This window comes from Clostridium sp. C1 (genome assembly GCF_018223625.1).
Classification (GTDB): Bacteria; Bacillota_I; Bacilli_A; order Erysipelotrichales; family Coprobacillaceae; genus Allocoprobacillus.
This window is the reverse complement of sequence record NZ_CP073631.1, coordinates 2,893,099-2,912,327: the sequence shown is the minus strand read 5'-3', so window position 1 is coordinate 2,912,327 and position 19,229 is coordinate 2,893,099. Positions and strand designations below refer to the sequence as shown.

The 19,229-nt window shown below is 31.3% G+C and carries 23 protein-coding genes; 7 read left to right on the top strand and 16 right to left on the bottom strand.

The genetic code is table 11. From position 1 onward, the window contains the following. Positions 1 to 8 precede the first annotated feature (8 nt). Both KEC48_RS15490 and epsC read right to left on the bottom strand, forming a co-directional pair. Positions 9 to 521, bottom strand: coding sequence for a phosphatase PAP2 family protein (locus tag KEC48_RS15490; RefSeq protein ID WP_211963415.1), 513 nt, complete (start codon positions 519 to 521; stop codon positions 9 to 11). 58 nt (positions 522 to 579) lie between these two features. After that, positions 580 to 1,116 (bottom strand): serine O-acetyltransferase EpsC, encoded by a 537-nt coding sequence (gene epsC, locus KEC48_RS15485; RefSeq protein ID WP_205090816.1) that lies wholly within the window; start codon positions 1,114 to 1,116, stop codon positions 580 to 582. 223 nt (positions 1,117 to 1,339) lie between these two features. Between epsC and KEC48_RS15480 the strand changes: the two genes are divergently transcribed. Together KEC48_RS15480 and KEC48_RS15475 are read left to right on the top strand one after the other, a co-directional pair. Continuing rightward, entirely contained in the window at positions 1,340 to 2,737 is a 1,398-nt protein-coding gene (locus KEC48_RS15480; RefSeq protein ID WP_211962173.1) for a transposase, read from the top strand. Further along, entirely contained in the window at positions 2,658 to 2,924 is a 267-nt protein-coding gene (locus tag KEC48_RS15475; RefSeq protein ID WP_087936652.1) for a hypothetical protein, read from the top strand. The genes KEC48_RS15480 and KEC48_RS15475 overlap by 80 nt, the downstream gene beginning before the upstream one ends. A gap of 480 nt (positions 2,925 to 3,404) precedes the next feature. Here the strand turns inward: KEC48_RS15475 and KEC48_RS15470 are convergent, their stop codons facing one another. The 7 genes from KEC48_RS15470 to KEC48_RS15440 form a co-directional block, all read right to left on the bottom strand. Further along, complete coding sequence (locus KEC48_RS15470; RefSeq protein WP_211963413.1) at positions 3,405 to 4,262, bottom strand: PD-(D/E)XK nuclease family transposase; 858 nt, start codon at positions 4,260 to 4,262, stop codon at positions 3,405 to 3,407. A gap of 82 nt (positions 4,263 to 4,344) precedes the next feature. Next, a complete protein-coding gene (locus KEC48_RS15465) occupies positions 4,345 to 5,148 on the bottom strand; it encodes a PD-(D/E)XK nuclease family transposase (RefSeq protein WP_211963411.1) in 804 nt (267 codons plus the stop codon). Between the two features lie 216 nt (positions 5,149 to 5,364). Beyond that, the gene (locus KEC48_RS15460; protein ID WP_211963409.1) at positions 5,365 to 6,042 is read right to left on the bottom strand and encodes a hypothetical protein; all 678 of its coding nucleotides are present in this window, start codon (positions 6,040 to 6,042) and stop codon (positions 5,365 to 5,367) included. Next, positions 6,035 to 6,517, bottom strand: coding sequence for a sigma-70 family RNA polymerase sigma factor (locus tag KEC48_RS15455; RefSeq protein ID WP_211963407.1), 483 nt, complete (start codon positions 6,515 to 6,517; stop codon positions 6,035 to 6,037). The genes KEC48_RS15460 and KEC48_RS15455 overlap by 8 nt, the downstream gene beginning before the upstream one ends. 18 nt (positions 6,518 to 6,535) lie before the next feature. Beyond that, positions 6,536 to 6,814 carry a hypothetical protein gene (locus KEC48_RS15450; protein WP_211963406.1) on the bottom strand — a complete coding sequence of 93 codons (279 nt, stop codon included), beginning with the start codon at positions 6,812 to 6,814 and terminating at the stop codon, positions 6,536 to 6,538. Positions 6,815 to 6,871: 57 nt separating this feature from the next. After that, the gene (locus KEC48_RS15445; RefSeq protein ID WP_211963404.1) at positions 6,872 to 7,282 is read right to left on the bottom strand and encodes a GNAT family N-acetyltransferase; all 411 of its coding nucleotides are present in this window, start codon (positions 7,280 to 7,282) and stop codon (positions 6,872 to 6,874) included. Continuing rightward, positions 7,263 to 8,528, bottom strand: coding sequence for an HD domain-containing protein (locus tag KEC48_RS15440; RefSeq protein ID WP_211963402.1), 1,266 nt, complete (start codon positions 8,526 to 8,528; stop codon positions 7,263 to 7,265). The genes KEC48_RS15445 and KEC48_RS15440 overlap by 20 nt, the downstream gene beginning before the upstream one ends. A gap of 121 nt (positions 8,529 to 8,649) precedes the next feature. On the opposite strand from KEC48_RS15440, the gene KEC48_RS15435 reads away from it, so the two are divergent. Both KEC48_RS15435 and KEC48_RS15430 read left to right on the top strand, forming a co-directional pair. After that, complete coding sequence (locus KEC48_RS15435; protein ID WP_205089999.1) at positions 8,650 to 9,168, top strand: ferritin; 519 nt, start codon at positions 8,650 to 8,652, stop codon at positions 9,166 to 9,168. 62 nt (positions 9,169 to 9,230) lie between these two features. Next, the gene (locus tag KEC48_RS15430) at positions 9,231 to 10,043 is read left to right on the top strand and encodes a purine-nucleoside phosphorylase (RefSeq protein WP_205089998.1); all 813 of its coding nucleotides are present in this window, start codon (positions 9,231 to 9,233) and stop codon (positions 10,041 to 10,043) included. A 15-nt stretch (positions 10,044 to 10,058) separates the two neighbouring features. Here KEC48_RS15430 and KEC48_RS15425 read toward each other — a convergent pair whose 3' ends face one another. From KEC48_RS15425 to KEC48_RS15405, 5 genes are all read right to left on the bottom strand, one after another. Next, positions 10,059 to 10,970: an NAD-dependent epimerase/dehydratase family protein gene (locus tag KEC48_RS15425; RefSeq protein WP_211963400.1), complete on the bottom strand. Its 912-nt coding sequence runs from the start codon at positions 10,968 to 10,970 to the stop codon at positions 10,059 to 10,061. Positions 10,971 to 11,029: 59 nt separating this feature from the next. Continuing rightward, a complete protein-coding gene (locus KEC48_RS15420; protein WP_211963398.1) occupies positions 11,030 to 11,830 on the bottom strand; it encodes an ABC transporter permease subunit in 801 nt (266 codons plus the stop codon). 5 nt (positions 11,831 to 11,835) lie between these two features. Continuing rightward, positions 11,836 to 12,750, bottom strand: a complete 915-nt coding sequence (locus tag KEC48_RS15415) for an ABC transporter ATP-binding protein (RefSeq protein ID WP_249191380.1) — start codon at positions 12,748 to 12,750, stop codon at positions 11,836 to 11,838. Positions 12,751 to 12,814: 64 nt separating this feature from the next. Continuing rightward, positions 12,815 to 13,222 carry a hypothetical protein gene (locus KEC48_RS15410; RefSeq protein WP_211963396.1) on the bottom strand — a complete coding sequence of 136 codons (408 nt, stop codon included), beginning with the start codon at positions 13,220 to 13,222 and terminating at the stop codon, positions 12,815 to 12,817. 30 nt (positions 13,223 to 13,252) lie between these two features. Next, the gene (locus KEC48_RS15405; protein WP_087360232.1) at positions 13,253 to 14,356 is read right to left on the bottom strand and encodes a metallophosphoesterase; all 1,104 of its coding nucleotides are present in this window, start codon (positions 14,354 to 14,356) and stop codon (positions 13,253 to 13,255) included. A gap of 290 nt (positions 14,357 to 14,646) precedes the next feature. Here KEC48_RS15405 and KEC48_RS15400 point away from each other — a divergent pair, with 290 nt between their 5' ends. From KEC48_RS15400 to KEC48_RS15390, 3 genes are read left to right on the top strand one after another with little or no spacing between them, the layout of a single operon-like run. Continuing rightward, positions 14,647 to 14,922: a DUF4351 domain-containing protein gene (locus KEC48_RS15400; protein WP_349291065.1), complete on the top strand. Its 276-nt coding sequence runs from the start codon at positions 14,647 to 14,649 to the stop codon at positions 14,920 to 14,922. A 44-nt stretch (positions 14,923 to 14,966) separates the two neighbouring features. Next, a complete protein-coding gene (locus KEC48_RS15395) occupies positions 14,967 to 15,713 on the top strand; it encodes a helix-turn-helix domain-containing protein (RefSeq protein ID WP_211962179.1) in 747 nt (248 codons plus the stop codon). Further along, positions 15,599 to 16,651 carry an IS3 family transposase gene (locus tag KEC48_RS15390; protein ID WP_349291064.1) on the top strand — a complete coding sequence of 351 codons (1,053 nt, stop codon included), beginning with the start codon at positions 15,599 to 15,601 and terminating at the stop codon, positions 16,649 to 16,651. Before KEC48_RS15395 ends, KEC48_RS15390 begins: the two co-directional genes overlap by 115 nt. Positions 16,652 to 16,888: 237 nt before the next feature. Here the strand turns inward: KEC48_RS15390 and KEC48_RS15385 are convergent, their stop codons facing one another. Together KEC48_RS15385 and KEC48_RS15380 are read right to left on the bottom strand one after the other, a co-directional pair. After that, positions 16,889 to 18,313 (bottom strand): glycoside hydrolase family 1 protein, encoded by a 1,425-nt coding sequence (locus KEC48_RS15385; RefSeq protein WP_087360059.1) that lies wholly within the window; start codon positions 18,311 to 18,313, stop codon positions 16,889 to 16,891. 1 nt (position 18,314) lies between these two features. Next, the gene (locus KEC48_RS15380; RefSeq protein ID WP_087360063.1) at positions 18,315 to 19,214 is read right to left on the bottom strand and encodes a BadF/BadG/BcrA/BcrD ATPase family protein; all 900 of its coding nucleotides are present in this window, start codon (positions 19,212 to 19,214) and stop codon (positions 18,315 to 18,317) included. Positions 19,215 to 19,229: the final 15 nt, after the last annotated feature.

Genomic DNA, 19,229 nt, shown 5'->3' with positions numbered 1-19,229 from the left:
TTTCATATTTATGAAACAGAGGATTTTTTATGAATGAAATAAAGAGTAGACAAATAACATAGAGAAATTAACCAACCTGCCACAATATCACTTGCATAATGAACACCTAAATATATGCGTGTTATTCCTACTATTATAGGTATAGTCAAAATAACAATAGCTAGAAAATGATGAGATTTCCATATTTTATAAACAATGAATCCATATAAACTCATTGACATCATTGCATGAAACGATGGGAAACTATAACCATGTTCTTGAATCACAGGAAAATAGGTAGGACGTGATCTAGTGACAATATTTTTAATCACAAAGTTAATCAAAGCAAGAACAACCATATGAAGACTTAATCTCAAACCTGAAGATTTATTCATTACAATAGCTATAAAACATAAAATAATAATAAAGAAGGCTGATCCTAATAAAGTCATTATTTTCATAAAAAATGTTAATACTGGTTGACGAATAGATAGACAATAAGCATAAATCAATGCATCTATATCATGCCATAACCCAATCATAAAAGTGAATAGAAAGAAAAACAAACAAAGCCATGAGCCTATTAAAAATATCCAGTGTTTATAATTCCTTATCCACCCTTTGACCATTTTCTTTCACAATCCTTCCGGGAATTCCAATAACAGTACAATTCGGTGGAACATCTTTTAAAACAACAGAAGATGCCCCAATAATACTATTATCACCTATTGTTACATCTCCAATGACTTTTGCTCCAGCAGAAACCATCACATTATTTTTTAATGTTGGATGTCTTTTCACTTTATGTTCACCTGTTCCTACACCACCTAAAGTCACACCTTGATATAAAGTACAATCATCACCAATAATTGTTGTTTCCCCAATAACAACACCCATACCATGATCAATAAAGAAACGCTTACCAATTGTTGCTCCTGGATGAATTTCAATTCCCGTTAAAAAACGTGCTACCTGACTTAAAAAACGTGCAATTAATTTAAGATGCAGCTTCCATAAAAAATGATAAATACGAAACAAAAACATAGCATGTAAACCGGGATAATTTATAATTACATTCAATGGATGACGTGCTGCCGGATCCATTTCTAATATTCTTCCTATCAATGATTTTGACATTTTGATCACCTCTTTTTTATATTTAATCATAAAATATTCAAATACACAAATCATATTATCATTTTTATATTAGCATATGCTTTTTATAAAATTACAATTTTACTTTTGTCATAGTTTTTCTAAAAAATAAAAAAAGGACAAAATAAATTTTGTCCATGGCGATTAATCATCTTTGATGATTATCGCTTTTTTGTATTGTATAATCATCTTAGGTGATGTTCTTATGATTGATCTCTCTACTCCTGATACTCTTTTATACGATTCTGCTGTCTTATCTTCTTATATAAGAAAGAATACTAAAGAATCTTTTGGTTATATTTTTTTTGATAATATCGATTATATTACTAAGCTTTACAATGACAATAGAATGCGTGATGTGACTTATAAGAATATTCTCGATACTATCCTCTGTGGTTCCGTCTATCTTGGTTTTGATACGTATGAATGTCCTGACTGCGGTTTTGAAACGACCATCCCTCATACCTGCAAATCCAGGTTCTGCTCTAAGTGTGCCGCTAAATCAGCTAAACAGCGTTCCATTTCCATCTCTGCCATGACTTTCTCCTGCAAGCATCGCCATATCGTTTTTACTGTCGCCCAAGAGCTCCGTGATTATTTCATCAGAGATCGTTCTCTCCTCGACCTTTTATTCATCGCTTCCAGAAATACCATCAGCGCTCTTGCCAACGATGCTAAATTCAGAAAAAACAAAAGACTCGAAAAACACAGAAAGCTCCGAAAATCCTCTTCCCCCTATCTCTATAAGGATACAAAGGATAATGTTGTTTTTGGTGCCATCTCTACCCTTCATACTTTTGGCAGACCCCTTGAATTCAATCCTCATATCCACATGCTTGTCTGTCAGGATGCCCTCAATCTCAGGAAGGACTGCATCAAAAGCCTTGCCTATATGGATTTCAATAAGCTCAGAAAAACCTGGATGTTTCAGATCCTTGACCTTCTTGACAGGAAAATCAACACAAGACAATTCCATGCACTTAAAAATTACCTTTATAAAAACTATCCCGACGGTTTCTATGTCTATGCCAAAGAACCAAAAAAAGACCAGAGCGAAGATGATGTTGATGATACCGTCGCATATATAACACGCTATACCAACAGACCTGTCATGGCAGAAAGCAGAATTGTAGAATATAATGACACGACCAAAATGATTCATTGGTTCTATAATCGTCATGAGGATGACAAAAGAATCGATGTCACTGAAAGAGTTGAGAGATTCATCCAAAAAGTCATCAGACACTGTCCGGATGAAAACTTCAAGATGACTCGCTACTATGGATTCTATTCCAACAGGTCGACCAGACATTACAATAGAATGGCTGAGCTTCTGGCTCATAAGCAGAAAAAGGAAACACAGTACAAGAAGGAAAGACAGGCCATCGCAAAAATTCAAATCCAGAAGACACATTTCCGTTATTTTATGATACAATCATTTCAGAGGGATCCCATCAAATGCAGATGTGGAATGATCATGAATTATGCTGAAACATATAATCCCTTTGAAGGAGGACGGAAGAATGACATCCCGTACAAAGAAAGATGCATCTACACATCAAAATATCTCAGAAGTCAAACCATTAACGCCAGAAGAAGTTGATGAAATGCTTCTCCATGATGACACATATGAGTCAGATAAGGTACTTATGAAATGTGACAGATGCGGATGTGAAATGGAACTTGACGGATACATATTAAGTGAAATAGCGGAGGCTGATGGAGATGATGAACTGTCATGCATCTGCATGAAATGTGGAAAAGGAACAATGCACCAGGTCAAGAAATGATATATCTGGTTACGTTTTTGCATGCAGAAAAATAGAGTAATGCTGGTGCATTACTTTTTATTTTGCTTATTGTTAATATTTGCTTTAAGCATTTATCAGCCATACGAAACCAAATTCCTATAATACAAAAAAGTAGCATCAATGCTACTCAACTATATATATTAAAAAGCAAATATCTTAATGACTTATAATTATAATATTGAATATTTTTACTTATGTATATAATCATTTTTTTATTGAATTTTATAGTTCTATAGATTTCCATATTCATAATTATGCATAAATTAATTTATAGAAATCACTGTAACTTATGATATAATCACCAATCTTTTCTAATTGTGCCTTATTACACTCTTTCACCCATTCAAAGTTATTATTTGGAAATTTCTTTAACAGCAATTTCAGTGATTTTTTGGTTCCATTTTCAATATCAAGGAATAATTATTTATCATATCAAAGGGACTTGAAGTCCCTTTGATGTCATGAATGAATTAATTTATAGAAATCATTGTAACTTATATTCAACAAGATATAATCATCAATCTTTTCTAATTGTGTCTGACTGCAATCTTTAATCCATTCAAAGTTTTTATTCGGAAATTTCTTCAACAGTATTTTCATCAACTTCTTGATTTCTCCTCGTTTTTCACCAATATCTTCTCCTTCTTTTCTTCCTTCATTTTTTGCTTCAGTAATTAATTCTTCTAGTGCTTCACACATTGTCCTCTTTCCTCCTTCTTGTCTTTTAAAATAACTGACTCTTTTTCTTAAAACCTCATAATACATGTCATCAGGATCATTGCACAGCATATCATGCATTAACTTCCCTAACGCTGTTTCATCCTGCATTGATGCATTTAAATAGATAATATGTAACTTATCTTTAAACTGTTCCTGTTTGTCAATATAGCGTTCAATATGACTCACTAATCGTTTTGTTTTCAATACATCTTCTTCACATATAAAGATAACATACATTTCTGGAAAATGACTCCATTTCTCTTTTGGATAGGACTGATCACAATCCAATATACTGGCATGATATCTTGCCCTTATAGGTGAGGCATTGTCCTTGCTTTTTTCTACCTCTATACCTATCACTGCTCCTTCATACGTATAGACAACAATATCCAATTCTACCGATCGACTAACCACTTGCTTATGGTCTTCCTGCGTTTCGAATCTCTTGAGTGAAAACTGTTCACCAAAGATAATCTTCATCAACAGTTCAACACATTGATAATCCCTGAATATCATTCTCATGAATGTATCATCAATAGGTCTTAATTTATTTAATACTTCTAGATATCTTTCATTCACTAATATCGCCCCTTTCATGTGATTTTTATAGTTGATTTCATCTTCAATATTAAGGAACGATTATTTATTATATCAAAGGGATTCAAAGTCCCTTTGATAGTCATGAATGAACTAATTTATAGAAATCATTGTAGCTTATATTCAAAAAGATATAATCATCAATCTTTTCTAATTGTGTCTTATTACACTCCTTCACCCATTCAAAGTTTTTGTTTGGAAATTTCTTTAACAGTAATTTCATTAATTTCTTGATTTCTCCTTCATTTTTTGCTTCATTCACTAATTCTTCTAACGCTTCACACATAGTCTTCTTTCCTCCTTCTTGCTTTTTAAAATAACTGACTCTTTTTCTTAAAACTTCATAATACATATCATCAGGATCATTACACAGCATATCATGCATTAACTTCCCTAACGCTGTTTCATCTTGCATTGATGCATTCAAATAAATGATATGTAACTTATCTTTAAAAACATTGCCATCTTCTCGATATCTTTGTATATGGTCTAGCATTTTACCATTTTTTAACACATCTTCTTCACATATAAAGACAACATATATTTCCGGAAACTCTTTCCATCCTTCTTTTGGATAAGACAAATCACAATCCAATACACTCGCATGATATCTTGCCCTTAATGGTGAGGCATTGTCTTTGCTTTTTTCAACCTCTATACCTATGACTGCCCCTTCATCCGTATACAAAACAATATCCAATTCCACCGATTGACTGCCTACTTGCTTATGGTCCTCCTGTGTTTCAAATCTCTTGAGTGAAAACTGTTCACCAAAGATAATCTTCATCAACAGCTCAACACATTGATGATCCCTGAATATCATTCTCATGAATGTATCATCAATAGGTCTTAATTTATTTAATACTTTTAGATATTTCTCATTCATTGATTGTTCCTCCTTTTTGATTTTTATAGTTAACAACAACATCAATATTTAAGGAGTCATAAAACAATCCAAGAAATGTTCCTCTATTATATATATACGCATTAAATACTTCATTTTACTTCTTATTTAGACAAAAAAGTTAAAAAATCTTTTTCTAAGACAAATATAGCACAATATTTGCTTATTGTAAATATTGTGCTATATTCTCTAATACTTTTATTGATGACTATACCCATGATGATTTTGATGGTGCTGTCGTGATTTTTCTTGTAAACAATCATGTATTTCACTCATTGATAAATCTTCTATATCTTCAACTGTTGTTTCTGGATCAACTTCCAGCAAAGATAGATAGGCACGATACTTTCCAAAAGAAACACCTAATTGATGAGCTGTTTTGATCTCATCATGATTGGCAGTATGATAAATACGATTTTTTAAGATAGAAATTTGTGATATCAAATCATTTTGAAGTGTTTTCGATTGACCTGTAGATTGACAATAAACAGTTAATTCTAAATCATCTGCAGAAATATTTTCATATGAAAGAATTGTTTGTATAGCCTCAATATAATTCATATGATGTATAGAATAAAAATCTTTTTTATTATCATGACGATTATACTCTTTCATATTTATGACACGATTAAAAATGTTTAATTTCAATTCAATTGAAGAATCCATATCTAAACTCAGTGCTGCAACCGGTGTATAATACGCCTTGTATCCTCCAATCACTAAACAAAGAATCAATACAAGTGCTCCTGCCATCACATATTGAAAACGTCTTTTATGCCTACGATGTAATGTATGTTTAACATAAACTTTCGTTTTATCTTTAAGAGATTCTTGTGCATGAATAGAATTAAAAGCATCCTTTATAGAATTATTCATCTTCATCATCTCCTAATACCTTTTTTAACATACACCTTGCACGATTAAGCAATGTATAAACTGTATTCACATTTTTATGCAATAGCTTCGCAATATCATGAGCTTCATATCCTTCATAATAGTATAAGTAGACAACATCTTTGTATTTAACTGGTAATTGTAGAACAGCTTCTAAAACTTCGTTTATAAAATCAGGTGATCTTTCTGGTAAATTTTTAAGAGTCTCTAGAGATTGTGTTTTACTTTTAAAAAAACTCTTTAATAAATCGTGACATTGATTGATTGTGACACGAATAATCCATGCTTTTTCATGTTCGGTACTTTCAAATTTTTTTCGAGTTAATGCATATTTTAAAAAAACATTTTGAAATATATCTTCCGTGTCAGCCCAATTTTTTAAATGCAGCATACAAATTCTCTTAACTGTATCACCATAGACATCAACAGCATGATTGATTTCATCTTCACTACGCATACATACCTGCCTTCATGACTAATGATGTCTTCCATAATGATGAGCCTGTTGATGATGCTGATCATGATGTTCTATCACATGACAGTCAGAGTTTTGATAATAATCACAAATACCATCACCGTTTTCATCAATATAATAACATTGTGATGAATGGGAAGCATTTGTTTCTTGACTATCAAGGCAATCCTCTATGTTTGTATCATAACATCTTCTTTCTTGTGATGACGCGTAGGTATAACTCATTTTAACTCCCAATACAATAACAACCAATAATATCAAAACAACGATTTTCTTCATTCTGTTTCCCTCCTATTCATTATCAATACGATTGAACACAACAGAATCATTCATTATTTATAAAATTTTTTTCATATGAATATGAGGACAAAATTCATCAAGATATTCTTCACCATAAGCAACATACCCATTCTTTTCATAAAACGCTTTCGCATTGACTTGAGCTGAAAGCATTGCTTCTAAATATCCCAGTTCTCTGGCTTTCTTTTCTAATTCGTGAAGTATATAACTTCCAAGATGCTTATGCCTTTTTTCTTTAATCACTGCAATTCTACCAAAAATCACAACACCATTTTCATCATACATACGTGCACAGCCAATAGGCGTATGATAATCATAAATCACTAAATGCCAACTTCTTGCATCAATATCATCAAATTCATTTTGAAAGCCTTGTTCTTCAACAAAAACCTGTTCTCTAATCATTTTTGCTTCTACAGGAAGCACATTAAAAAATTGATAATTCATCTTTTATCTCCTTTGGAAAAAATACTTTTTGATCTGATTTAAAACGTTTAGAATTCAAAATAGCGGACACAATCTCTGATTTCATAGGTAAAGGAGAAAGAGATCCTTCACTATCCAAAATCTCAATTTCACTTAATTCTCCACTTTCTCCATAATGTAAATAAGGAATCTGTTTTTGATTATCACTAACAATATAATAATCTGGATGATACCCCTTATCTTTAGCAATATCTTTTATCCGTTTTAAATCATCAAGATTTTTGAGTTGCATATATTTAAACAAATGACGATTTAAAAATCGTGATGCTAAATCACTCAAAATAAAATCTTTTTCATGTCTAAATTCTTTAAAATAATACAAGACAACAGCTTCATCTAAATCAACAAAATCTTGCACCTGAACACGATTTTCCAACATTGGAATAAGATAGTCAAGCTGTGTTTGAAAATCATAACCCTCTCGATATATATCTTTAACTCTTTGAAAAACACATTGTAGAAGATGTTCATAACTACGTGCTGTTGGATGATAATAAACCTGCCAATACATGTGATATCTGGCAAGAATATAATTTTCAATAGCTTGAACCCCAGATTCTTTATAAACAATTTTACCATCTCGAATACGCATTGTTCGTAAAATACGTGACATATCAAAGTGTCCATAAGTTGTACCACTCATATAAGAATCTCTTAGCAAATAGTCCATACGATCAGCATCCAGCTGACTTGAAACCATTTGGATTAAAATATGGTGAGGATGTGTATGCTGAATAATGGAAGCAACATCTTGGGGAAGTTTTTCATAAAAAGAGGATAGAATATGATGAACCTCACTGTCTTCTAAAATCATTTTCACTGTCATATCTTCATGATTTCCACCAAAAACACCCTCGAAAGAATGAGAAAAGGGACCATGTCCAATATCATGTAATAATCCTGCACACATCACACAAAGTTTATCATAATCATTTAAAGCATTGCTTAAACATTCTGTTTCCAACATACGTCGAACAACTTGATAAACCCCTAAAGAATGAACAAAACGTGAATGTTCAGCACTTTGAAAAACTTGATAAGTTCCACCTAATTGTTTAATTCTACGTAAACGTTGCATTTCTTGAGAATTAATCAAACGCCAAATAATTAAATGATCAACATGAATATAATCATGTATCGCATCTCTAATAACCCTTTTTTCATTCAATTCAATAGATTTCAAAGAAAAATTTTCTGGAAAACCCATAATCTCACCTTCTTTTTATTATTTTACCAAAATATTACTCATAAAGTCTACAATATCCCACCATAGACATTGTTTTTATCAATATTCAGGTATATAATAACTACGTAAGGAGGAATAAAAAATGTTGAATCAAAAAGTTGCTGATTTACTAAATGATCAAATTAACAAAGAAATGTATTCTGCTTATTTATATTTAGATTTTGCAAATTTCTATGCTTACAAAGGATTGAATGGTTATGCTAACTGGTATAATATCCAAGCCAAAGAAGAAATGGACCATGCGATTGGTATTCTACAATATCTACAAGATAATGATTATCAAGTCACACTTCAAGCTATTGATAAACCAGATAAAGAATTAAAACATCTTGATGATCCATTAAAATATGGTTTAGAACATGAACAATATGTCACAAGCCTTATTCATAACATCTATGATGCAGCCCATGAAATCAAAGACTATCGTACAATGAAGTTTTTAGACTGGTATGTTTCTGAGCAAGGTGAAGAAGAAAAGAATGCCTCTGATTTACTTTCTCAATTTGAATTATTTGGGCATGATCCTAAATCACTTTATTCATTAAATAACGAACTGGCTCAAAGAACATATACACAAGCATCTATTTTAAATGCTGATTAAAGACCGAAAGGTCTTTTTTTTCATAGAAAGTTTGTTTATAATAGGATTTGAGGAGGAAGACTATGTATACAAAAATTAATGAAGCTTATGAATATATTCATTCACGCTATGATGGAAAAATTGATATTGCGATTATCTTAGGATCAGGTTTAGGACCACTAGCTGATGAAATTGAAAATCCTATAATCATTGATTATCAGGATATTCCCCATTTCCCTGTTTCTACAATTCCCGGTCATGAAGGAAAACTTTATATTGGAACAATTGCCAATAAAACAGTATGTGCTATGAAAGGACGTTTTCATTATTATGAAGGACATGATATGGACATTGTAACGTTACCTATTCGTGTATTTGCGAAACTTGGTATTCCTTATTTATTTGTCACAAATGCCTGTGGGGGAATTAGAGATGATCTCAATCCCGGTCAGATTACTTTAATTTCTGATCATATTGGATTTATGGCTCCTAGCCCATTACGTGGTCCTAATTTAGATGAATTTGGTCCTCGCTTTAAAGATATGACAGAAGTCTATTCAAAACAATTACAGGAAATTGCTAAAAATGCTGCAAAGAAAACAAATGTTTCTCTTAAAGAAGGCGTTTATTGTTTCTTTAAAGGTCCAATGTTTGAAACACCAGCTGAAATTCGTGCATTAAAAGCAATAGGAGCAGACATGGTGGGTATGTCTACAGTTCCTGAAGCTATTGTTGCCAGACATTCAGGTATGACAACACTTGGTATTTCACTTGTTACAAATAAAGCTGCCGGTTTAGGTCAGAGTGAACTCAATCATCAAGAAGTGATGGAAGCTGCTGATCAGGCAGAAGTGAATCTTGTTAAACTTGTCAAACAAATTATTCAAGATATGTAAAAGATGAGCCTCAACTCATCTTTTTTCATTGGAACTATAAACAGGATAGAAAGCCTGATATGTTTTTCTAAGACCTCTTTTTAATGGTGTATATTGAAGATGGAGCTGCTTGACAATTTTTTGACCATTATAATATTCCATTTCTTCTAAAAACAAAGGGAATGGAAGTGGATAATGAAGCTGAATCGCTTCTTCAATAGAATGATTTTCTATTTTTAAGTCTGGCTGACATGTTAGAAGAATTTGATTCATCATTGAATAAGTCACTTCTTCTTCATTGACAACATTATATATTTCATTATAAGCTCTTTTTTCAACAACTTTTTCAATAGCATTCACAACATCTTCTACATAAACCATTTGAAAAGGCAATGTGGCATCATGTAATGAAAACAATGGTAAACCTTTCACGACTCTTTCAATCAATAAAGACTCCCTAGGTGCATAGTTAAAAGGTCCATAAATTTGACCCGGTCTTAAAATAGTATAAGGTATTTGATACTCTTTTGATAAATGCACCAATTCTTGTTCAAGTTGAACTTTACCTGTAATATAAGCCCCTGCATCCCCTTCAAATTGACGTGTTTCTAATGGATGATCCTCTGTTTTACAAACACCTGTTTGACGCTTGTAAACATCAACTGTACTGATAAATACATAATGATGAATACGTCCATTCAAAGCTTTTATGACCGTTTGTATATCACCTGATTGATAAGCACAAAAATCAATCACAGCATCATATTCTTCATAAGGAAGCTGCTGCCATGCCTTCATATCATGACGATCAAAAAAATATTCAGTCACATGATAATCTTTCATTGAATAATGACCACGATTGATAAGTGTGCAGTCCCATTGTTTTGAAAAATGCATGGTACAAAGACGTCCTAAAAAATAGCTTCCACCAATCATTAATACTTTCATTTCAATCCCACCTTTTTGATTATTATATAAAAAAACCATTGTAGGCACAACTCATATGCCTATAATGGTAAATCACGTTTTTGAAATATCCACTGTCCTAAAACAATAACAATCCCAGAACACAGCAATAAAACAAATATATAAAGCCATGATTGACCATCACCAGTGGATAACAGTTGTGGATCAAACAATGATAATGGTGTCAAATAATGCAGAATTTCCAGTTGATCACCAACTTGTGACAACATCCAGATCATGATAAAAAGAATATTAATACCTGCACCTATACCTATAGAAAGTCTGGCTTCATTAAATATCAACGCTGATAAATAACATAAACTTCCTAAAAAATATTGCAGAGCTAACAATCCTATATTGACATATAAAAAATGAATGATGTCTAAACTTTCTTCACTCACCATCAAAAATGACAACAAAATAATCAATATAAAAGTATACATAACAACAATCAACATAGCTGTCAATAAAACAAGATATTGTGTCATAACAATTTTTCTTCGACCTATCGGTGTAGATAATAGATAGGCCATTGAACCATGATCAATATATTTTCCCATCAAACGATAACACAGTATCACATTTAATAAAAACGGAAAAATAATAAGCAAAAAGCCATATAAATAATTCGTAATAAAGTCTATCAATGAAGATGACACATTCATCATTCCAAAAGCCGCAAATATTTCTGGCATTGACTTAGCTAAAACCTGTAAACTGCTATTCATATTTGGATCATACATAGAAATGATAATAGTGGCATACATAGTGATAATCATGAGAAAAAGAAAGATTAATGGAAAATTTGTACGTAATTCTTTGCGATATAAAACACCGGACATTTTCATCACTCTCCATAATATTGTAAAAAGATTTCTTCTAATGATTGTGGTTGTACATTAAAATCATCAATCGTATAACTTGATAATTCTTTAATCAATTGGTCGGGACTTCCTTTGACAAGTAATGAAACAGTTTGCTGATGTCTTTTAGCATCAGGATGTTGATACATAAACTTTTCCATTTCTAATAGAGAATGAAATTGTATCTCATAATGCTTATAACGATGATGCTTTAAATGTTCCATATCTTCAATTGCCACAACTTGACCTTCTTTAATAATCACAACGCGATTACATACATTTTCTATTTCCTCAAAAATATGAGAAGACATAAAAACCGTTTTTCCTTGTTGTTTTGCTTTCTTCATTAATTCTATAAATTTCATTTGCATCAAAGGATCTAATCCACTCGTAGGTTCATCTAAAATCAAAATAGCTGGATCATGCATCAATGCAATGACTAAGCCTATTTTTTGTTTCATTCCTTTAGACATTCTTTTGATTTGCCCTTGTGCATTGAGTTCTAAAAAATTAATTAGCCAATGAGCATAACTTAAATCATGAATACCTTTAAGTTTAGCAATCAAATGAATAAAATTCATTCCTGTCATATCATCCATAAAAGCAATCTCACCGGGTAAGTAACCCACATTTTGTTGAATAAAAGCAGCCTCTTGAAAACAATCTTTTCCTTGAATTTGAACAGTTCCCTGATCTGGTTTGATAAATCCCATCAAATGCCTAATGATAGTTGTTTTCCCACTTCCATTTGGACCTAAAATTCCCAATATTTCCCCTTTATGAATCTGGAAACTCATATCAAATACACCTCTATGATTTCCATAATCTTTGGTCAGATGACATATCTCAATCATATTTCCCCTTCTTTCTTTATACTCCATATTATAACGTACATTCATAATGAAATAAATGTATTTCTTCTCAAATGAAAAAAACTGCAATGATTCAACATTACAGTTTATCTTAAAGAAATGGTTTTAATTCATCAATATATTTTTGAGAAATATCTTCAAATTCATCAATATATTGTTTCACCTTTAAATCAACATGCTTTTCTTTGTTTAATAAATGTGTCATTGTCATAACCGACTGATTGCTTCCTTCTATTAACATTTTCACAATTTTATGATCATCACTCATCAATGTTTTCATTTCAATCATAGACTCCAACATGATTTTGTTTTTAATACGGTCTTCAGCCAAAGCAAAATCACGTGTCAACTTATTTTTCAAATCACCATAAGCTTTCCTTTGATGTAAAACAATATCTCTCAATTGTGTATTTTCAATTTTATCAATCAAATGATCAATAGCTACCAGTCCCATATTTAAACCATTCAATAATTCTTCAATACATGTTTCTTCATTCATTTTTATCACCCATATAAGTATGAACCAACTTTACAGATTTATACACTTCAATTCAATCCATCCCACTTCTCCTTGATGAATCACATAGGCATATTGATCATAAATACCAACAACTTTCACCAGATCGCCTTTTTTAGCTGAAATAAAGTAATCAGTATAATCATCTAAACAATATGTATGATTTTCTCTTGAATATAAAAATTCATTTTTAATTTTCAAGTATTGATTTGTATCTTTTTGATAACAATCATTAAATTGTTCTCCATGTTTAATGATTTCTACTTCAAAATAAGGATATGCTATTTTATGTTTTGTTTTATTGATAGAATCAATATCATATAAAACTTCATGACAAGGTAAAGGTTGAACATAATCCTGTGAATAATGAATGACACCGTCTTGAGATTCAATGATAAGAGCATTAAGCTGTGAGATAGACTTGACACCTGTTCCTCCATCAACACAAATGATACGTTTATCTTCATCAATGATCACATCATTACATATTTGATCTGGATAGTAATTAGATGTTGGTAAATGTCCCACAACAACCACTTCATCTAAAAGATGACCTTGATGATAAAAATATTTCATCTCTAACAACGAAGATAAAGAACTCTTTTTGTAATCTTTTCTCTTTTCAACTCCCGCATGAACAAACAAAAACTGATTCCATTTGAGAGTTACCGGTAAATGAGAGATAAAAGCCAATTCATCATGCAGATAATCAGCAATCTGTTTTTGAACTCCTAACATTGTTTCATGTCCATTATCTAAATGTAGACGATGATAGACTTCACGTATACAACCATTGCTGGAAACACGTTTCAGATATCCTGGAATCTGATTGGCTAGTTCTGGCACCGTCAACAAAGCATCTAATGCCCACTCACAATTTCCCATTAATATAAAAACACGCTCTCTTTGTGCAAGTTCTTCAATAAAATGAATGGTATCAATAACCTGGTCTCCTTTTTCTACAAAATCCCCTAGAATAACAAGGTAATCATCAGGTGTATATCTCACTTTTTTCAATAAAGCCTTAAATCTATCTAAATGTCCATGAATATCACTAATAACAATTAATCTATAATCTCCTTTAATCTTTTTAACCACATGTTTTGGTGTAATCATGTCATCACCTCACCTTACCATTCTATTTTAACATAATTCATATAAAAAGAAATTGAAATCATATGATTTCCTATGCTGTATTTATAAACTATTCACACCCAAAAATATGCTTACAGAAAACATTATGTTGTAATATGATTGAAAGTTGTATCATAAAAAGAAATTTCTCTTCTTTTTGCGTATATATAATTGAGAAGGATATTTTTATGATTCATTTTGATAATCTGTTTGATATTCGCATTAAGCATTATTTTTATCACTTTGACCATCTTGTAGACTAACTTAATGTCATCCTCTTTGATGCTTCTCTCCTTATCAAGGACAATCAAAATCTGATCAAGAGTGAAGGTATCATCACAACACTTATGAAACTACTGACACAAAAGCTTGACCAATTATCTAACGAGACAGTTAACCAAATCCAATCAAGCAACACACAACAGCTAAATAATCTGACAGTACATATTTTTGATATTGAAAATGAACAAGATATTGTAAAAATATTAAAAATACATATCGTACATGTTAAAAAAGCTATATCTGATGTTGATATGATAACCTCCTAGTAGACAGTGTAAATAATTAAACACTGATACGGGAGGTTTTTATATTGGGAAGAAAAAGCAAATATTCTAAAGAACTAAAAATAGAAATATGTAAACGTTATTTGAATGGTGAAGGTTCTACTTATTCATTAGCTGATGAAATCGGCACAAATAATATGGTTGTTTATAGATGGGTTAAAAAATACAATGCTTTTGGTGAATCAGCTTTTGATGATTTAAAATCAAATAATGCATATACTAAAACATTTAAACGGATGGTTGTAGATGCTTATTTAAACGGCGAAGGTTCATTAGATGATCTGGCAATAAAATATAATATTTCTTCTAATAGCACTATCATAAAGTGGATAAAAGATTATAATAGTCATATGGAATTGAAGGATTACATTCCTGGAGGAGAAGATATCTATATGGCGAAAAGCAGAAAAGTAAATAAAGAAGAACGTATTGAAATTGTAAAGTATTGTCTTGAACATGATTTGGACTATAAGACAACAGCTAAGGTATTTGAAACAACTTACGCTAATGTCTTTAATTGGGTCAAGAAGTATAAGGAAAAAGGCGAAGATGGTTTAGGTGATAGACGTGGACATCATAAAGCTGATGAAGAAGTTGATGAAATGACTTTATTAAAACGACAGCTCAAACAAAAGGAATATGAACTTGAAATGGCACTATTGGAGGTAAGAATGTTAAAAAAATTGGACGAGATAGAAAGAAGGCGATATACAGAGAAAGCAAATATGAAGAAGAATATGAAGCAATCAAAGAAATTAGCGAAGAAGAAGTAGATAAAGGAAACACACCAAATATATCACTTATGTGTAGAATACTTGATGTCAAACGTGCAAACTATTATAAATGGCTTCATCATGAAAAGAGTATTGTAGACAAGGAAAATGAAGAGATAGCTGAGCTGATCAAAGAATATCATAAAAAATATAACGGATTATTAGGTTATAGAATGATGGCTGATAGAATAAATAGAGATCATCATAGACATTATAGTGACAAACGTATCTATAAGATCATGAGGACATTAGGTATTCAAAGCATCATTCGACCTAAACGAAGAAGTTGTACAGTTAGAAAAAATAACAACACAGCTAAGAATAATCTTAATAGAGATTTCAATGCATCAAGACCAAATGAAAAATGGGTAACTGATGTCACAGAATTCAAATATGGCCCACATAATGAATATAAGCTTTATTTGAGTGCATTTCTTGATCTCTATGATAGAACAGTCGTCAGTTATGAAGTTGGTAATCACAATAATAATATTCTTGTTTTTAATACATTTGATAAAGCAATTCAAGCTAATAAAGATGCACATCCTTTATGTCATTCGGATGGAGGATATCAATACACAAGTCCAGCCTTTGTAAATATGCTTAAAGAGCAGGGAATGACACAAAGCATGTCAAGAGTTCACTGCTGCATAGATAATGGACCAATGGAAGGCTTTTGGGGAATCATGAAATGTGAGATGTATTATTATGGAAAACATTACAACACAAAGGACGAACTTATTAAGGCTATTGATGATTGGATTCATTATTACATGTATGAAAGATATCAAAGAAGATTTGGAGTAAAGACACCATATGAAGTGAGAAGAGAAGCACTATCATTACAAACACCAAATCAATATCCAATATTAGAAAATAAAAGAATCATAAAATATAAACAAGAACATTATACAAGTAATACAACATTAGCTGCATAAAGAAAAATGAAGTTGTCTCCTCGGCAACTTCATCAAAAACATTTTTAATTATTTCACCTGTCTACTTGACAGGGGCGGTTCATGTGATATAGCTTAACATTTTATAAATATTAATAATGTTAAATACACTTCTTGTCAACAAAATCATTGAAGCATATAATCCTTGTTATTCATAGAACATAACAACATAATATTCAATAACTATTTTGAAAATTATTATTCTATTCAATATATTTATTAATGATTTTCAATAAACGTCTTATACCAATAAAAACTATCTTTTTTATATCGGCTATAATCTCCATTTCCTTCGTTATCAGCATCTACATATACGACACCGTATCTTTTTTCCATTTCACAACTTCCTGCTGACACAATATCAATAATTCCCCACATGCAGTATGCTAATACATCCACACCATCTTCAACTGCTTCTAAAATTTGATTAAAGTGTTGTTTCAAATACTCAATACGATAAGTATCATGCACAGTAAAATCCTTTTCTAAAACATCATGTGTACCCAAACCATTTTCAGATACCATAACTGGTTTTTGATAACGATCATATACTTTATTTAAAGTAATTCTCATACCAATAGGATCAATTTGCCAACCCCAATCTGTAGCTTTTAAGTAAGGATTTTTTGTTGTTACAACTAAATTACCAGCAGTTTGAGGTGCTTCTTCTATTGTTACCACACTTGAAGAATAATATGAGAATGAAACAAAGTCACATGTATTGTTTAATAGTAATTCTTCATCTTCAGGTTCCATATGAACATGAATATTTCTTTCTTTAAAAAAACGTTTCATATAGTAAGGATAATATCCTCTAGCTAATACATCTGAGCAAAACCATTGATTGACATTTTCATCATGAACAAGTTTCATATTATCTTCAGGCTTAGCAGTCAACGGATAATAGCAGAAACAAGAAATCATACACCCAAATTGTCCTTTAACAATTTTTTTACCATACTCAATTGTTTTGGCACTCGCTAAGAATTGATGATGTAATGATTGGAAAACAAGTGATTGATCATATGGTTTGTTTTCTTCCTTCACCAAGCCAACACCATTATAAGGACTAAAATATCCTGCATTTATTTCATTAAAAGGAAGCCAAAAATCAATATCATCTTTCCAACGATTCATAATTGTTTTAGCAAATTTAAAATAAAAATCAACCATTTTTCTATTCGTCCAACCACCATACTTTTCTACCAAATGTAATGGAACAGCATAATGATTCATTGTCAAAAAGATTTTTATTCCACTTTCTTTTAACGACTTAATAATTCCATCATAGAATTTCAATCCTTCTTCATTTGCTTCTTCTTCATCTCCATTAGGAAATATTCTTGCCCATGAAATTGAAAATCTATAAATATCTAATCCTAATTCTTTAATAAGTGCTATATCTTCTTTTATATGATGATATCCATCACTTCCCATACGAAAAGGATAATTTCCAACACCTTGGCATTGTTTTGATTTTTCTATAGTTTCATAACTTAATAAACGTGTTTTTGTTGTTGCTTGTTCTGTTCTAGGAAGATAAGGACGACAATCTTGAGTATCTAAACCCTTACCTCCTTCTTTATAAGCACCTTCATATTGACTTGAAGAAGTTGCACCTCCCCATAAAATTTTCTTTACCATTTTATTTCCTCTTTTCTTTATAATTGTCTATTTTTCCAAGCATAAATGCGCCATATTCTGGTGAATGAATAGGAGATATAAGTTCACAAGGTAAAAATTTTAATTGTTCTTTTAAAGGATTTAATATATAGTGTCCAGCATTAAATACTCCTCCTATATAAGAAACCTTAAAGGGAGAACTGAATTCTTTTGCTAACGTTCTGATAAGCAAACTAATTTCATAAGCGGCTTCTTGATATATTTGTAATACATGTGGATCTCCACAATCAGCAGCCATTGCTGCTATATAAGCTAACGAAGCGATAGAACTACGATCATTATTTAAGTTATTCATAAATGTGATTATGTCATAATCATTTATCAAACGACATTCTTTTTTGAGAATATCATATAATTGTGTTTTTTCTAAGCGTCCATCAATTTGTCGACAATAAACAGATAACATTTTTTTTACAATCCAAAATGCACTTCCTTCATCTCCTAATTGATATCCCCAGCCCCCGCATCTTTTAAATTTATGATTAATATTCGAAAGAGCAATAGATCCTGTTCCAGCAATGACTACAATTCCATCTTCTCCATTTAATGCACCTTGAACAGCAATTTCGACATCATTATATAAAGAAAATTGTCTTTTACCAAATGCACGATTGCAGACATTCTGAATTTTATCACGTAATTCTTTTTGTTGTCCATATCCAGCCAATCCTGCAACTACATAACAATTTTGGTCTGGATCCAATTCATTTACGCCTTCCTTTAAATATTGAACACATTTCTCCTCAGATTGATTTAAAATATGAACTGTCGGTTTTAATACATCTTTTTCTTTTTTTCCCTCTTCATTAAATAGAGAAAATTTGGTCTTTGTTCCGCCACCATCTATTCCTATATATTTCATATTTCTCTCCTATAC

Coding starts and splice junctions, on each gene's coding strand:
- KEC48_RS15490 (WP_211963415.1), bottom strand. CDS start 521: ATGATTGGGTTATGGCATGATATAGATGCATTGATTTATGCTTATTGT.
- KEC48_RS15420 (WP_211963398.1), bottom strand. CDS start 11,830: ATGTCCGGTGTTTTATATCGCAAAGAATTACGTACAAATTTTCCATTA.
- KEC48_RS15470 (WP_211963413.1), bottom strand. CDS start 4,262: ATGAAAGGGGCGATATTAGTGAATGAAAGATATCTAGAAGTATTAAAT.
- KEC48_RS15415 (WP_249191380.1), bottom strand. CDS start 12,750: ATGAATGTACGTTATAATATGGAGTATAAAGAAAGAAGGGGAAATATG.
- epsC (WP_205090816.1), bottom strand. CDS start 1,116: ATGTCAAAATCATTGATAGGAAGAATATTAGAAATGGATCCGGCAGCA.
- KEC48_RS15450 (WP_211963406.1), bottom strand. CDS start 6,814: ATGAAGAAAATCGTTGTTTTGATATTATTGGTTGTTATTGTATTGGGA.
- KEC48_RS15460 (WP_211963409.1), bottom strand. CDS start 6,042: ATGAATAATTCTATAAAGGATGCTTTTAATTCTATTCATGCACAAGAA.
- KEC48_RS15475 (WP_087936652.1), top strand. CDS start 2,658: ATGACATCCCGTACAAAGAAAGATGCATCTACACATCAAAATATCTCA.
- KEC48_RS15465 (WP_211963411.1), bottom strand. CDS start 5,148: ATGAATGAGAAATATCTAAAAGTATTAAATAAATTAAGACCTATTGAT.
- KEC48_RS15445 (WP_211963404.1), bottom strand. CDS start 7,282: ATGAATTATCAATTTTTTAATGTGCTTCCTGTAGAAGCAAAAATGATT.
- KEC48_RS15455 (WP_211963407.1), bottom strand. CDS start 6,517: ATGCGTAGTGAAGATGAAATCAATCATGCTGTTGATGTCTATGGTGAT.
- KEC48_RS15480 (WP_211962173.1), top strand. CDS start 1,340: ATGATTGATCTCTCTACTCCTGATACTCTTTTATACGATTCTGCTGTC.
- KEC48_RS15385 (WP_087360059.1), bottom strand. CDS start 18,313: ATGGTAAAGAAAATTTTATGGGGAGGTGCAACTTCTTCAAGTCAATAT.
- KEC48_RS15435 (WP_205089999.1), top strand. CDS start 8,650: ATGTTGAATCAAAAAGTTGCTGATTTACTAAATGATCAAATTAACAAA.
- KEC48_RS15430 (WP_205089998.1), top strand. CDS start 9,231: ATGTATACAAAAATTAATGAAGCTTATGAATATATTCATTCACGCTAT.
- KEC48_RS15380 (WP_087360063.1), bottom strand. CDS start 19,214: ATGAAATATATAGGAATAGATGGTGGCGGAACAAAGACCAAATTTTCT.
- KEC48_RS15405 (WP_087360232.1), bottom strand. CDS start 14,356: ATGATTACACCAAAACATGTGGTTAAAAAGATTAAAGGAGATTATAGA.
- KEC48_RS15410 (WP_211963396.1), bottom strand. CDS start 13,222: ATGAATGAAGAAACATGTATTGAAGAATTATTGAATGGTTTAAATATG.
- KEC48_RS15440 (WP_211963402.1), bottom strand. CDS start 8,528: ATGGGTTTTCCAGAAAATTTTTCTTTGAAATCTATTGAATTGAATGAA.
- KEC48_RS15425 (WP_211963400.1), bottom strand. CDS start 10,970: ATGAAAGTATTAATGATTGGTGGAAGCTATTTTTTAGGACGTCTTTGT.